This window comes from Pseudomonas sp. WS 5146 (assembly GCF_012985495.1).
GTDB classification, from domain to species: domain Bacteria; phylum Pseudomonadota; class Gammaproteobacteria; order Pseudomonadales; family Pseudomonadaceae; genus Aquipseudomonas; species Aquipseudomonas edaphica.
Genome location: NZ_JAAQWL010000009.1, coordinates 1 through 15,433, shown reverse-complemented (window position 1 = coordinate 15,433; position 15,433 = coordinate 1). Strand labels below are relative to the sequence as shown.

Below are 15,433 nucleotides of genomic sequence, written 5' to 3'. Positions count from 1 at the left end.
CTGAGGATTCTTCGTTTGCCAGCCCCCTTAAAGCCCAACAGAATCCAGAGAAAGGCCGCACCCTCACCACCGTGTTCAGGAATTTTTCTATGCCAAGTGCCGCGTATGTCAGCCCCGACGAGATTCGCAAAGACTTTTCCAGGGCCATGTCCGACATGTACCGAGATGAAGTTCCGCTTTATGGCGCGCTGATGGAGTTGGTGGCCGAGACCAACACGCGGGTTTTGGACAGTGATTCCGGCCTGGCCAAACAACTGCAGCGCACCGGTGAAATGGAGCGCCTGGCCATGGAACGCCACGGCGCCATCCGCCTGGGCACCGCCCATGAGCTGGTCACCATCGGCCGTCTGTTTGCGGTGATGGGCATGCAGCCGGTGGGCTATTACGACCTCACACCCGCCGGTGTGCCGGTGCATTCCACCGCCTTTCGCGCTGTGCATGAACAGGCGCTGCAGGCCAGCCCGTTCCGCGTCTTTACGTCCTTGCTACGCCTGGAACTGATCGAAAACCTCGAGCTGCGCGCCTTCGCCGAAAGCGCCCTGGCCAAACGCTCGATTTTCACCCCTGGCGCCTTGGCGCTGATCGAGCAAGCCGAACGCGACGGTGGCCTTAACGCGGCGGATGCCCAAGCCTTTATCCGCGAGGCTTTGGAAACCTTTCGCTGGCACCACACCGCCACCGTGACCGGCGCCCAATACCAGCAATTGAGCGACCAGCATCGCCTGATCGCCGACGTGGTGGCGTTCAAAGGTCCGCATATCAATCACCTGACCCCACGTACTCTGGACATCGATCAGGTGCAGGCCGCGATGCCCGGCAAAGGCATCACGCCCAAAGCCGTGATCGAAGGTCCGCCACGTCGCCAGTGCCCGATCCTGCTGCGTCAGACCAGCTTCAAGGCGCTCGACGAGCCCATCGCGTTTACCGACGCAAAAGGCAGCCACAGCGCGCGTTTCGGCGAAATAGAACAACGGGGTGTGGCGTTGACGCCAAAGGGTCGCGCCCTGTACGACCAGTTGCTGAACGCAGCGCGCGACGAACTGGGCGCCTTCCCGAATGAGGGCAACGCTGCACGTTACGTCGAATTGATGGCGCAACACTTCCAGGCCTTCCCCGATAACCACGCGCAGATGCGTGAACAGGAACTGGCGTATTTCCGCTACTTCGTGACCGAGCAAGGCTTGGCGGCACGCGGCCAGGCCGGTCAGCCGCAAACGTTGGAGGCCTTGATGGCGGCCGGGCACGTGGCGGTGGAGCCTTTGGTGTATGAGGATTTTCTGCCGGTGAGTGCGGCGGGGATTTTCCAGTCGAACCTGGGCGATGCGGCGCAAAGTCACTACACAGCCCATTCGAACCAGGCTCAATTCGAGCAGGCGCTGGGCCGCCGGACGATTGATGAATTGAAGCTGTATGCCGAGACGCAGCAGCGCTCCATGGATGAATGCATCCAGGCGCTGCGTGCATGAAATAGGATGCCCGCCCGGCTCAGCAGCGCAATCCTTGCGCCGCAACAGTCCCCAGAGCCGGGTGGACGGCCGGCATCATAAGCAGTGAAACGCCGGCTGTCGCTCAGACAATTCTGAACAAATATGTCCGCGTCCTGTAGGACGTTTTATTGCAGCAAGTCCCTGATCTCGTCTTTAACCAACAGGCGTTTATCCTTCAGCTTCTTCAACGCCTCATCACTACCGGATGCCTTTTCGGCGCTCACCACCAGCTCATCGACGGTGTTGTACTTATCAAACAGCGCGTTCAAATGGGGATTTTTCGCCCGACGCCCGTCGACCTCTTCCTTGCTCAAACCCAAATCCTGATACAGGTCGTGTTTCACTGGCATGGAGTACCTCCGCAAGTTGATCAATGGCCTACGCCTTGAAACTAGCCCATTCCAAGGGGTCTTGTCATGTCTTGGGTCAAGGCGGTCCCGTTCGTCGTAATGCGCATGATGGGATCAAACCTTTGCCGTGCCCTGCCCTCCACTGTAGATCGCCACCCGAGGGAGAACGGTTTCATGACTCACGCTGCCACTGCTGTCGACACCCAATGCATCAACACCATTCGCACCCTGGCCATGGATGCCGTGCAAAAGGCCAACTCCGGCCACCCCGGCACGCCCATGGGCCTGGCTCCGGTGGGCTACACGCTGTGGAGCCGCTTCCTGCGTTACCACCCCGAACATCCGGATTGGCCTAACCGCGACCGCTTTGTCTTGTCGGTGGGGCACGCCTCGATGCTGTTGTATTCGCTGCTGCACCTGGCCGGTGTGGTCGAGATTGATGCCCACGGCAAGCGCTCCGGCCAGCCGACGATCAGCCTGGACGACATCAAGCAATTCCGGCAGATGAGTTCCAAGACCCCCGGCCACCCCGAGTACCGCATGACCACCGGCGTGGAAACCACTACCGGCCCGCTGGGCCAGGGCTGCGCCAACAGCGTCGGCATGGCCATGGCCGAACGCTGGCTGGGCAAACGCTTTAACCGCGACGGCCAGGTACTGTTCGACTACAACGTCTACACCCTGTGCGGTGACGGCGACATGATGGAAGGCATCAGCAGCGAAGCGGCGTCGATGGCCGGGCACTTAAAGCTCGATAACCTGTGCTGGATCTACGACAACAACACCATCAGCATCGAAGGCCACACCGAGCTGGCGTTCAGCGAAGACGTGATCAAGCGCTTCCAGGCTTATGGCTGGCACACCTTGCACGTTACCGATGCCAACGACCTGCAAGCCCTGAGCGCAGCGCTGGAAACCTTCCAGGCCAACACCGGCGCGCCAACCCTGATTGTGGTCGACAGCGTGATCGGCTACGGCTCACCGCACAAACACAACACCGCCGCCGCCCATGGCGAGCCATTGGGCGAGGAAGAAATCCGCCTGACCAAAGAGGCCTACGGCTGGCCGCAGGATTCCAGTTTCCTGGTGCCCGACGACACCCGCACGGTGCTGCGCGATGCGCTGCTGGAACGCAGCCAGCCGCTGTATGAAACCTGGCAGCAACACCTGGCGCAGTTGGAGCAGTACGAACCGGAACTGGCCGATGAATTGCGCCGCATGCGCGCCGGCGAAATGCCGGAGCATTGGCAGGACGAACTGCCCCACTTCGACACCGACGCCAAGGGCATCGCCAGCCGCGCAGCCGGCGGCGAGGTGCTGAATGCCTTCGCACAACAAATCCCCTGGCTGCTGGGCGGCTCGGCGGACTTGTCGCCATCGACCAAGACCAACCTCACCTTCGACGGCGCCGGGCGTTTCAGTGCCGATGACTACAGCGGGCGCAACCTGCACTTCGGCATCCGCGAGCACGCCATGGGCGCGATTGCCAATGGCATGGCGCTGTCCTACCTGCGGCCGTACACCTCGACCTTCCTGGTGTTCAGCGACTACATGAAACCGCCGATCCGCCTGGCGGCAATCATGGAATTGCCAGTGGTGTTCGTATTTACCCATGACTCGATTGGCGTGGGTGAAGACGGCCCGACGCACCAGCCCGTCGAGCACCTGACACAACTGCGCGCCACGCCGGGGTTGCTCACCTTGCGCCCCGGCGATGCCAACGAGACGTTGGAGCTGTGGAAGGTGGCCCTGGCACAAACCCATCGGCCAAGCTGCGTGGTGTTGTCGCGCCAGGCGTTGCCGACCTTGGATCGCACAAAGTATGCGGCGGCGTCTGGGGCGGCCAAAGGCGCTTATGTGTTGGCGGGTGCCGATAAGCCTGAGGTGCTGCTGTTGGCGACCGGCAGTGAAGTGAGCCTTGTGGTGGCGGCTTATGAGCAGTTGAAAGCTGAGGGCATTGCCGCTCAGGTGGTGTCGATGCCCAGCTGGGAATTGTTTGAGGACCAGGATCAGGCGTATCGCGACAGTGTCTTGCCGCCCGCGGTAAAAGCCCGTGTGGTGGTGGAACAGGCTGGGCCCCTGGGTTGGGACCGTTATGTCGGGCAGACCGGCGCTAAAGTGGTGATGAACAGCTTTGGCGCGTCGGCACCGTTGGCCAAGTTGCAGGAGAAGTTTGGGTTTACGCTTGAGAATGTGGTGAAGCAGGCCAAGGACCAGATTCGACTGGCTCGTCGTTGAGGCTGGGCGTTGAGGGGGCATATCCGTTATTTAGGTAACGGCGGCGTATGGTTCCGCTCTTACAGCGGCTCACTTTTTGAGGGACCGGAATGCCGGCCCAGCAAAAAGTAAGCAAAAAGTCCTCGCCCCAACACTCGGTGCCTCGCTATGGCTCGGCATGCCCGCAATCCGTCAGTGATTTGGGGGGCGATTTCAGATCAAGATCAAAAGCGCAGATCAAAAGACTGCTGACTTCGTCATCGAAAAGAATGTAAGAGCCGGAGCAACAGCAACAGCAACAGCAACAGCAACAGCAACAGCAACAGCAACAGCAACAGCAACAGCAACAGCAACAGCAACAGCAACAGCAACAGCAGAGCCATACTCGGTCAAAGGTGGGAGCTGGCTTGCCTGCGATGGCATCAACTCTGTGTGCCTGATATACCGAGGTGTTTGCATCGCAGGCAAGCCAGCTCCCACAGAAAAGCAGCTCTTCAGTGCATGCAAATCCGCAGTCGATCTCATATTCAAAACTGCATGCGCTCCCACATTTAGACCCCGCGGCATCAGGTAGATAGGCTTTTGCCTTGCACTTGATCTGGCTCTTGCTTCAACCACTCAGGTCGGCTTTCAGGCCGCCGTGCTGTAGATCTTGATCTTGATCTTGCTTTTGATCTGAGACGCCCCGTTAACCACGATGGCCGAACGCAGGCTTGAATCCGTGGGTAACCCGGCAGGACGCCGGGTTAGCCACGGATTCAAGCCTTCGTTCTGGCACACCGAGCCTAAGCGAGGTGCCGAGTGGTGGGGCACAGACCTTTTGGTTACTTTTGGCTGGGCCGGCATTCCGGGCGTTTGCCAAAAGTGACCCGCTGTAAGAGCGGAACCATAAGCCGCCGTTACCCGAATAACGGATATGTACACCGACAAACCGCCATCGCAGGCAAGCCAGCTCCCACAATTAATCGGCGTTGAAACTTACACCGACTCCCGCGCCAGAAACGGTGCGGTACGGCTGGCTTTGCTCTTGGCCACCTTCTGCGGCGTACCACGAGCCACCACCTTCCCGCCCAAATCCCCAGCCCCCGGCCCAATATCAATCACCCAATCCCCCTGGGCCACCACCCGCATCTCATGCTCCACCACAACCACCGTGTGCCCCGCGTCCACCAGATGATTAAGCTGACTCAGCAAACGGTCCACATCCCGAGGATGCAAACCCGTAGTCGGCTCATCCAACACATACAACGTCGCGCCCCGGGCATTACGTTGCAACTCGGTCGCCAACTTGATCCGCTGCGCCTCACCGCCGGACAGCTCAGTCGCCGGCTGCCCCAACCGCAAATACCCCAGGCCGATATCACGCAATACCAACAACGAACGCAACACCCCAGGCTGCTCGGCAAACACCTCGACCGCCTGCTCCACGGTCAACCCCAGCACCTGGGCAATGCTCAAGCCTTGCCACTTGATCGCCAACGTCTCAGGGTTATAACGCGCCCCATGACACGTCGGACACGGCGCATACACACTGGGCATAAACAGCAACTCGACACTGACAAACCCTTCCCCCTCGCAATGGGGGCAACGGCCCTTGGCGACGTTGAACGAGAACTGCCCGGCATCGAAATGACGCTTCCTGGCCGCCGGTGTTGCCGCGAACAATTTGCGCACGTTATCGAACAACCCGGTGTAAGTCGCCAGGTTAGAACGCGGCGTGCGGCCGATGGGCTTCTGGTCCACCTGCACCAAACGTCGAATCTGTTCCAAACCGCTGCTGATCCGCCCGCCACTGCTTTGCGGGGCATCGTCTTCAAGGCTCGGTTCTTCGTCGCTTTCCAGCACACGGCCCAAGCCTGTGCCCACCAGTTCCAACAGCGCCTGGCTGACCAGACTGGACTTGCCCGAGCCGGAAATACCCGTCACCGCCGTAAAGCAACCCAGCGGGAAATCCACGCTTAGATCCTTGAGATTATTACGCGTCACGCCTTCAAGCTTCAGCCACCCCGACGGCTCACGTCGCGTCGTGCTGCAAACGCGCCGCTCGGCAAACAAATACTCGCGCGTCTGCGAGGCCTGCACATCCGCCAAACCGGCAGGCGGACCGCTGTACAGCACTTGCCCGCCGTGCTCACCGGCAGCCGGCCCCACATCGATCAGCCAGTCGGCCCGGCGCATGGTTTCCAGGTCATGTTCCACCACAAACAACGAATTGCCGGCCGCTTTCAAACGCTCAAGTGCAGTAAACAATGCTTCGCCATCCGCCGGGTGCAGGCCTGCCGAGGGCTCGTCCAGCACATAGATCACGCCGAACAGCTGCGAGCCCAACTGGGTGGCCAGGCGCAGTCGCTGCAATTCCCCTGACGACAAGGTCGGCGTGCTGCGCTCCAGGGACAGATAGCCCAGGCCCAACTCGGTGAGGGTGCTGACCCGCTCCAGCAAGTCCTGGGCGATACGCTGAGCCGCAAGGCGCTTTTCCACCGACAGCTTCATTTTGTCCTGCCCCGCCGCCACCGGGCGCAGCAGCTCGGCCAACTGCGCCAGCGACAGTTGCGACAGCTCGCCGATGTCCACCCCGGCAAACTTCACCGACAGCGCCGCCTTGTTCAGCCGCTTGCCCTCGCACGCCGGGCACGCACTGCCCTGCATGAACTGCGACACGCGCTTTTTCATCAGTGCGCTTTGGGTATGGCTGAAGGTGTGCAGGATATAGCGCCGCGCACCGCTGAACGTGCCCTGGTAGCTCGGCTCCAGCTTGCGTTTCAACGCGTCGCGGGTTTGCTGTGGGGTGAAGCCTGCGTACACCGGCACGGTCGGGGTTTCTTCGGTAAACAGAATCCAGTCGCGCTGCTTTTTCGGCAGGTCGCGCCACGGGATGTCCACGTCATAGCCCAGGGTCACGAGGATGTCGCGCAGGTTCTGCCCCTGCCACGCCAAGGGCCAGGACGCCACCGCACGCTGGCGAATGGTCAAGGACGGATCGGGCACCATCAGCGCCTCGGTCACCTCATACACGCGGCCCAAACCGTGGCAGTGCGGGCAGGCGCCCTGGGGCAGGTTCGGTGAAAAGTCCTCGCCGTACAACATCGCCTGCCCCGGCGGATAACTGCCGGCACGCGAATACAGCATGCGGATCAGGCTCGACAAGGTGGTGACGCTGCCCACCGACGAGCGTGCACTCGGCGTGCCGCGCTGCTGTTGCAGGGCCACGGCCGGGGGCAAGCCTTCGATAGCGTCCACATCGGGTACGCCGACCTGGTCAATCAGGCGCCGCGCATAGGGCGCCACCGATTCGAAATAGCGGCGCTGAGCCTCGGCATACACCGTGGAAAACGCCAGGGATGATTTGCCCGAACCCGAAACGCCGGTAAATACCACCAGGGCATCCCGGGGGATATCCACATCGACGTTACGCAGGTTGTGTTCGCGGGCGCCGCGCACGCGTACAAAGCCTGGGCGCTGGGCGGTGATCGGGGGGATGTTGCGCTGTGACGTCATGGGCAACCTTGTCTGGCGGTGAGCACGCTGCGCACCCGTTGCGTGAGGGCTTCGGGGCTGTAGGGCTTGCTCAGCAGATGAATGTCGGAGCTCAGCAAATGATTGCTGGAAAGAATGTCGCGGGTGTGCCCGGAGGTGAACAGCACCGCCACCGGCGGGTGCTGCACGCGCGCCCAGTCGGCCAGGTCGGTGCTTTTGACCCGGCCGGGCATCACCACGTCGGTAAAGATCAGGTCCGGCTGCACGCCGTTTTGCAGGGTTTGCATGGCCCGGTCACCGTCTTCGGCGGTCAGTACCGTGTAGCCCGATTGCTGCAGCAACTCGACCACGGTCAGGCGCACGCCTTCGTTGTCCTCGACCACCAGGATGGTTTCCTGGCCGCCACTGTGAGTCGCCTGCTCGGTGTCGACCTCACCACATTCGGGTTCCAGGCTGTGGGGGAAATACATCTGCACTACCGAGCCTTTGCCCTCCTCGCTCCACACCTCCACATGCCCGCCGCTTTGGCGCACAAACCCGAACACCATGCTCAGGCCCAGGCCGGTGCCGTGCCCTTCGCGCTTGGTGGTGAAGAACGGCTCGAACGCACGCTTGAGCACCTCCTGGGGCATGCCGACACCGGTGTCGGTCACTGCCAAACGCACGTATTCACCGGGCTTGATGCTTTTACCGATGCAATCGCCCGGGTTGAGGATGATATTTTCGCCGCTGATGCGAATCACGCCTTCGCCTTGCATGGCATCGCGGGCATTGATCGCCAGGTTGAGCAGCGCGTTTTCCAATTGGTTACGGTCGACATTGATGCACCAGGAATCCTGGGGCAGTTGCACGTCGATATGAATGGTCTCACCCAACGCCCGTTGCAGCAGTTCGCCTAAACCGGCGTAGATGCGTTGCGGGTTGTACACCGCTGGCGACAACGGCTGGCGACGCGCAAACGCCAACAGTTGCGAGGACAGCTTGGCGCCGCGCTCCACCGCCGCGATGGCCGCCGTGACCCGGCGCTGCACCTGGGGGTTGTCCGGCTCATTCCGGGCCAGCAGGTGCAGGTTGCCGGCGATCACTTGCAGCAGGTTATTGAAGTCATGGGCCACGCCGCCGGTCAGGCCGCCGATGGCTTCAAGCTTCTGGGATTGGCGCAACTGATCTTCGGCGGCGGAACGCGCTTGCACTTCGGCGGCGACGCGTTGCTCCAGGTTATGGGTCAGTTCCTGGCGCAGGCGCTCGGAATGCACGTGCTCGGTGGTTTCCACCACAATCGCCAACACCCCGGCTGGCTGCTGATTGTCCCCGGCGACGGGGCTGTAATAGAGGTCCAGCCAGACGGTTTCCGGCTTGCCGTTACGCAACAACACCAGGTCTTTGTTGTTAAACGTCAAGGTACCGCCCGCCAGGCAGGTGTCGACCACGTGGCGATTGAACTCGGCCACCTCCGGCCAGCCCAGCTCCACCGGCGTGCCGAGCAAGTACGGATGCCGGCCGCCGGCAAACACCGAATAGCTGTCGTTGTAGATCATGTAGCCGGCCCGCCCCCACAGCATCACCATCGGCACGGGCGAGGCCAGCATCATCTGCACGTTGCAGGCCAGGCTGGCGCTCCAGGTGTCAATCGGGCCAAGATCCGTGGCGGACCAATCGAAAGCACGGATACGCTGGGCCATTTCACCGGACCAGCCTTCACAGCCGTAGGGGTTGGATAAAAATTGCATCGGTTGGCTCTGTGCAAAGAGAGGGTATTTGCAACGTTTTGGAGCGCGCCAGCGGCGGATGGTTTCACTTGTTATAAGTTAGGAGGTAATGGCGACAAAAACCACTGCCCTCAATGAAAATCCCGGCTGCGCACATGAATGCCTTCCAGCAGCGGCGTCAGGTCGGTAAGACGCCCGGCAATCAGGTGCCGCACCTCACCCACCGCCTCCCAGCGCCCGTCGACTTTGAGCAACCGCGAGCCGACCAGCGCCAGGCGCTGGCGTTCTGCCAGGTCGCGCCACACCACCACATTGAGGTTGCCGAACTCATCTTCCAGCGTCACAAAGGTCACGCCGCTGGCGGTGCCAGGGCGCTGGCGCCCGGTCACCAGACCGGCGACGCTGACATTGCGCCCATGCTCCACCGCCATCAGCTCCAAAGAGCTGCGGCAGCGGCGTTTGCGCAACTCATCACGCAGCAACGCCAGCGGGTGCGGGCCGAGGGTGGTGCCAACCGTGGCGTAATCAGCCTGCAAGTCTTCGCCAACCGTCGGCGCCGGCAATTGCACCGCCGCTTCGTCGGGGCTCGGCAGGCCCGCGAACAACCCCAGCTGTTTATGCACGCCTGCCACTTCCCAGCGTGCCCGGTGCCGGTTGCCCGCCAGCGCACGCAAGGCCCCGGCATCCGCCAGCAACGCCTGGGCCCGCGCATCCAGGCCGGCGCGGTCGTCCAGGTCGGCAATGTCACTGAACACACGACGCTGGCGCGCCGCCTCGATGCGCCGTCCATCCTCCTCACGAAACCCCGAGATCATGCGCAACCCCAGGCGAATCGCCGGTTGCTGGCCGTCGACAGGCTCCAGGCTGCAATCCCAGTCACTGGCCAGCACATCCACCGGGCGGATCTGCAAGCGGTGGCGCCGCGCATCCTGCAGGATCTGGTCCGGGCTGTAGAAACCCATGGGCCAGCTGTTGATCAAGGCACAGGCGAACGCCGCCGGTTCATGGCACTTGAGCCAGCAACTGGCGTAGGTCAGCAAGGCAAAACTGGCCGCATGGGACTCGGGGAAGCCATAGCTGCCAAAGCCTTTGATCTGCTCGAAAATCTGCGCGGCAAATTCCTCGCTGTAGCCATTCTTGAGCATGCCGGTGCGCAGACGCTGCTGATGCGGTTCCAGGCCGCCGTGGCGTTTCCAGGCGGCCATGGAACGGCGCAACTGGTCGGCTTCGCCTGGGCCATAGTCGGCGGCAACCATGGCGATCTGCATCACCTGTTCCTGGAACAGCGGCACGCCCAAGGTGCGTTTCAACACTGCCTCAAGTTCCGGTGACGGATAAGTGGTGGGCTCTTCGTTATTCCGGCGCCGCAGGTACGGATGCACCATGCCGCCCTGGATCGGCCCAGGCCGCACAATCGCCACCTCAATCACCAGGTCGTAGAAGTTCTGCGGCTTGAGCCTGGGCAGCATCGACATCTGCGCCCGCGACTCGATCTGGAACACGCCGATGGTGTCGGCCTTGCTGATCATTGCGTAGGTTGTCGGGTCCTCCTTGGGGATCGTCGCCAATGCCAGATCGCGGTGGCGGTGGCGGCGCAGCAAGTCGAAGCAACGGCGTATCGCGCTGAGCATGCCCAACGCGAGGATATCCACCTTGAGCAGGCCGACGGCGTCGAGGTCATCCTTGTCCCACTGGATAATGGTGCGCTCGGCCATGGCGGCATTTTCCACCGGCACCAGGGTGTCCAGCGGGTATTCGGAAATCACAAAACCGCCAGGGTGCTGGGACAAGTGCCGGGGAAAGCCGATCAGTTGTTGAGTCAATGTCAGCACACGCCGCAGGATCGGGCTTTGCGGGTCGAAGCCGCCTTCGCGCAGGCGTTCCAGCGGCGGCGCATCTTCACTCCAACGCCCGCAACAGTCGGCCAGCGCGTTGATCTGGTCCGGCGGCAAACCGAGGGCCTTGGCCACGTCGCGCACCGCGCCGGACGCGTGATAACTGCTGACCACCGCCGTCAACGCCGCGCGGGTGCGGCCGTAGCGTTGGAACACGTACTGCAGCACTTCCTCGCGGCGTTCATGTTCGAAGTCCACGTCGATATCCGGCGGTTCATTGCGCTCCTTGGACAGGAAGCGTTCGAACAGCATATCCGTCAGGCTTGGGTCGATTTCGGTGATGCCCAAGGCAAAACACACCGCCGAGTTGGCGGCCGAGCCGCGGCCCTGACACAGGATCGAACGGCTGCGGGCGAAGCGCACGATGTCGTGCACCGTCAGGAAGTAGCTTTCGTAACCGAGGTCGCTGATCAACTGCAATTCCTTGTTGATCTGCTGCAAGGTCTTGGCGTCAACACCGTGTGGCCAGCGCTGGGCAATGCCTTCCTCGGTCACGGTGCGCAGCCAGGATTGGGCATCATGGCCGGCGGGCACCAGTTCGCGTGGGTAGTGGTAGCGCAACTGGCTGAGGTCAAAGGTGCAACGTTTCGCGATGGCCAGGGTTTCGTCGCGCAAGGCTTGCGGGTACAGCGCGGCCAACGCCTCGAGGCTGCGTAAATGCCGCTCGCCATTGGGGTGCAGGCGCGTGCCGGCTTCGGCCACCGGCACGTGATGACGGATCGCGGTCATGGTGTCTTGCAAGGCCCGGCGCCCGCGCGCATGCATATGCACATCGCCGCAGGCCACCGCCGGGATCTGCAGGCTGGCAGCCAGGGCCAGGCGCTGCTGCAAATGGCGCGCATCGTCCTGACCGCAGTGCAGGTGCACCGCCAGCCACAGGCGTTCGGTGAAGGTGTGTTGCAGCCATTGGAGGGTGGCCTGGGTGTCGCTGTCTTCGGCCACCCACAGCGCCAGCAGGCCGGGCATCGGTTGTTCGAAGTCGGCGTGCAGCAGGCGGTAACGGCCTTTTTCGGCGCGGCGGCGAGCCAGGGTGATCAGGCGGCACAGGTGTTGATAGCCGCTGAGATCTTCGACCAGCAACACCAGTTTCGGGCCGTTTTCGATGCGCACTTCGCTGCCGATAATCAGCGGCAAATCCACCGCCTTCGCCGCCTGCCAGGCTCGTACGATGCCCGCCAAGGTGCATTCGTCGGTGATCGCCAGGGCGCTGTAGCCTTGGCGCTTGGCACGTTCGAACAGCTCCAGCGCACTGGACGCGCCGCGCTGGAAACTGAAATTGGACAGGCAATGCAGCTCGGCATAGCTCATGCGAACCAGCCTTGCAGCCACAGCCCGTCGTTCTGCCCCACACAGCGATAGGCCCAGCCTTGCTGGCCGGCACGGGTGCGGATCAGGTAATAGTCGCGGCGGATATCGGCGCCGTCCCACCAGCCGGATTCGATGCGCTCCGGGCCCATCAGGATCTGCACGCCCTGCTCGGCCAGCAAGGTCGGTTCAGTCAGCAACCAGCCGGGGCGCTGCACCTTGTGCAAGGTCGGGCACGCACGGCTGTCGGCGCTCGCCTGCCAGGCACATTCGGGGCGGTGGTCGGCATGAAAGCGCAGGCTTTGTACAGCCTCATCGCCAAGCCGTGCGCGCAGGCGTTCGCGCAATTGCTCCCAAGGCAAGGTTTGTTGCGGGCGATCGTCGAACAGGTCCTGGCGTTGCGGCACAAACACCGGCAGGTCCTGGGCCACCAGGCGGAACCCGCGCACCGGAGAGGTGACTTGCACCTGTTCCAGGCGGCCACGGGCCAGTTCGAACAGCATCGACGGTTCGCGCTCGGCACTGAGCAGGCCGACCTTGATCACGCTGTCGGGCGCCTGGGCGTGTTCCAGGTGCAAGTCAAAGCGCTGCACGCCACTGTCGCGCCCGCAGAGGAAGGCGGACAAGTCACCGGTCAGACGTCGCAATGGGAACAGCAGCGCCTGGTGGGATTGCACGTCGAAATTCAGCTCGATGCGCACGTCGAACTGATCCGGCGGCTGGTAAAACGCCAGGGCCAGTGGGCGCTGCCCGCTCAGGGCATCCAGGTGCTTGAGCAAGCCGGCGTCAAAGCGTCGCGCCAGGGTGTGCCGAGGCAACGCCTGCACCTGGGCCAACGTACGCAGGCCCATGCGTGACAAGGCCGTGGACGTCTGCGGGTCAAGACCGGCGCGGTCGATAGGCAGTGGCGCCAGAGCCTGCTGCAAGGCGTCCTCGCCGATCGCCAAACCATCATAAATATTCGCCAGCACCCGCGCCGCCGCCGGGTTGGGCGCAGCGACGATACGGTGGCGAAAGCCCAATTCGGTCAACTCCTGGCGCAAGCGCGCCTCGAACTGCGGCCACGGCCCGAACAGGCCCAGGCTCGACTCGATCTCGAACAGCAACGCACGCGGGTAATACACGCTGACCTGAGAGCTGAAACGGTAGGCCCAGGCGGCGAGGAACTGCTGCCAGCGCTCGATTTCGGCGGGGTCGTATTCGGCGCTGGCAAAGGTTTTGGCCAGGGCATGCGCGGCCGTCAGCGATTGACCTGATCGCAGGCCCAAGGCGCGGGCGGCGGCATTGACGGTTTGCAGCACGCGGCGCTGCGGTGTGCCGGCCAGCAGTACCAACGGTTGATCCGGCTCAGGGTGCACACGCTGCACCCCGTCCAGCGCCAATTGCGGGAAGACAATACACACCCAGCGCATGGCAACCTCAGTGCCCCGCCAGTGCTATCGGCGCCGGGTGGGCCAAGCCGCCCCGGCACTTGAGCACCCGCACTTGCGCAGGTTTTGCCTCAACGGCCAGGCGCAAGGCGGCGGGCGATGAATTGACCGCCTCGCTCAAAGCGCGCCAGGCAAACGCCAGGGTTTGCCCGGTCTCGGCCGCCACCTGCAAGCGCCGCAAGGCGCGGTCGTCGGCCTTGCGCGGCCAGCACAGCACCGCGCCGCAACTGCCCGAACGCAGGCACTGCTCCACCGCCCACAACACGTCGCGCGCCTCGGCCTGGATCACCGAAAGCTGGCGCAAATCCACCCCGGCGTTCTGCCAGGCGTGGGGGTACGGCGTGTAGGGCGGCGCCACCAGCACAATCCGCTCGCCCGCCGTTGATAAGCGGGCCAGGGTTGGCAACACCAATTGCAGCTCGCCAACGCCCTCCTTCGCCATCAGGATTTCACTCAGCGCCGACTCCGGCCAACCGCCCGTGGGCAACACCGCGTCCAGCGCCGCCAGCCCAGTGGGGTGCACGCTGGCCGGTGGCACGGCGGGCCGGCCTTTCCAGACGCGGCCGCCATTGAACAGCGTATCCAGAGCAACGACGGCGCCCATCAACCTTGCCTCACCAGGCCGCAGAACACCCCTTCGATGGCCAGGTCCTGATCCGGCCCGACCACAATCGGTTGATACGCGGGGTTGCGCGGCAGCAGGCGCACCTGCTCGCCGTGGCGCTCAAAGCGTTTGATGGTGACTTCACCGTCCAGGCGTGCCACCACAATCTGCCCGTTCAAGGCTTCGGCGCTGCGGCGTACGCCCACCAGGTCGCCGTCGAGGATGCCGTCTTCGATCATCGAATCGCCCTGCACACGCAGCAGGTAATCCGGGGTTTTGGCGAAAGTGGCGGGGTCGAGTTGCAGACGATTGTGCACTTCGGCATCGGCGCCGATGGGCAGGCCGGCGGCGACACGGCCGAGTACGGGCACGTCCAGCCATTCGGGACGCGCCGGTTGGTTGAGCAGGCGGATGCCACGGGCCTGGTTGGGGTTGACCTCGATAAAGCCGGCTTCGGTCAGGGCCACCACGTGTTTGCGAGCGACGCTGCGCGAGGCAAAGCCGAACGCCTCGGCGATCTCGGCGAGGCTTGGGGGCTGGCCTTGTTGCGCGATACGGTCGCGGATGAAGGTCAGGATGGCGGTGCGGCGGGGGGTCAGGGTTGTCATGGAGTACATTTGTACTCTTGCGGGAAATTTCTGACAATAGCCGGTAGTCGGGATTGGGGGGCTGTTGGGGTTGGGGTTGGGGTTGGGGTTGGGGTTGGGGTTGTGTGCATATCCATTATTTGGGTAACGGCGGCTTATGGTTCCGCTCTTACAGCGGCTCACTTTTTGAAGGACCGGAATGCCGGCCCAGCAAAAAGTAAGCAAAAAGTCCTCGCCCCAACACTCGGTGCCTCGCTGTGGCTCGGCATGCCCGCAATCCGACAGTGATTTGGGGGGCCGCCGCGATGGGCCATCCTTGGCCCAGCGCGGCTAAACCGGCATCCCTGCCGGTTTACCCCCCAAATCCCTGTC

At 62.8% G+C, this 15,433-nt stretch carries 10 protein-coding genes; 2 read left to right on the top strand and 8 right to left on the bottom strand.

Annotation, left to right across the window (positions count from 1 at the left end; genetic code table 11):
• Positions 1-89: 89 nt before the first annotated feature.
• Entirely contained in the window at positions 90-1,466 is a 1,377-nt protein-coding gene (locus HBO41_RS21480) for a VOC family protein (protein ID WP_169987633.1), read from the top strand.
• A 146-nt stretch (positions 1,467-1,612) separates the two neighbouring features.
• Here the strand turns inward: HBO41_RS21480 and HBO41_RS21475 are convergent, their stop codons facing one another.
• A complete protein-coding gene (locus tag HBO41_RS21475) occupies positions 1,613-1,837 on the bottom strand; it encodes a DUF465 domain-containing protein (protein WP_017135936.1) in 225 nt (74 codons plus the stop codon).
• Positions 1,838-2,011: 174 nt separating this feature from the next.
• On the opposite strand from HBO41_RS21475, the gene tkt reads away from it, so the two are divergent.
• Positions 2,012-4,075: a transketolase gene (gene tkt, locus HBO41_RS21470; protein ID WP_169987631.1), complete on the top strand. Its 2,064-nt coding sequence runs from the start codon at positions 2,012-2,014 to the stop codon at positions 4,073-4,075.
• A 236-nt stretch (positions 4,076-4,311) separates the two neighbouring features.
• Here the strand turns inward: tkt and HBO41_RS29555 are convergent, their stop codons facing one another.
• The 7 genes from HBO41_RS29555 to lexA form a co-directional block, all read right to left on the bottom strand.
• Positions 4,312-4,437: a hypothetical protein gene (locus tag HBO41_RS29555; protein WP_262380462.1), complete on the bottom strand. Its 126-nt coding sequence runs from the start codon at positions 4,435-4,437 to the stop codon at positions 4,312-4,314.
• A 595-nt stretch (positions 4,438-5,032) separates the two neighbouring features.
• Positions 5,033-7,552: an excinuclease ABC subunit UvrA gene (gene uvrA / locus HBO41_RS21465; protein WP_169987629.1), complete on the bottom strand. Its 2,520-nt coding sequence runs from the start codon at positions 7,550-7,552 to the stop codon at positions 5,033-5,035.
• Positions 7,549-9,261, bottom strand: a complete 1,713-nt coding sequence (locus HBO41_RS21460) for an ATP-binding protein (protein WP_099548156.1) — start codon at positions 9,259-9,261, stop codon at positions 7,549-7,551. Before HBO41_RS21460 ends, uvrA begins: the two co-directional genes overlap by 4 nt.
• Before the next feature lie 110 nt (positions 9,262-9,371).
• The gene (locus HBO41_RS21455; RefSeq protein ID WP_346342975.1) at positions 9,372-12,464 is read right to left on the bottom strand and encodes an error-prone DNA polymerase; all 3,093 of its coding nucleotides are present in this window, start codon (positions 12,462-12,464) and stop codon (positions 9,372-9,374) included.
• On the bottom strand, positions 12,440-13,852 hold the full coding sequence (locus HBO41_RS21450) for a DNA polymerase Y family protein (protein WP_017135400.1): 1,413 nt from the start codon (positions 13,850-13,852) through the stop codon (positions 12,440-12,442). The genes HBO41_RS21455 and HBO41_RS21450 overlap by 25 nt, the downstream gene beginning before the upstream one ends.
• A 7-nt stretch (positions 13,853-13,859) precedes the next feature.
• Complete coding sequence (imuA, locus tag HBO41_RS21445; RefSeq protein ID WP_017135401.1) at positions 13,860-14,474, bottom strand: translesion DNA synthesis-associated protein ImuA; 615 nt, start codon at positions 14,472-14,474, stop codon at positions 13,860-13,862.
• Positions 14,474-15,091 (bottom strand): transcriptional repressor LexA, encoded by a 618-nt coding sequence (gene lexA, locus HBO41_RS21440; RefSeq protein WP_017135402.1) that lies wholly within the window; start codon positions 15,089-15,091, stop codon positions 14,474-14,476. Before lexA ends, imuA begins: the two co-directional genes overlap by 1 nt.
• Positions 15,092-15,433: the final 342 nt, after the last annotated feature.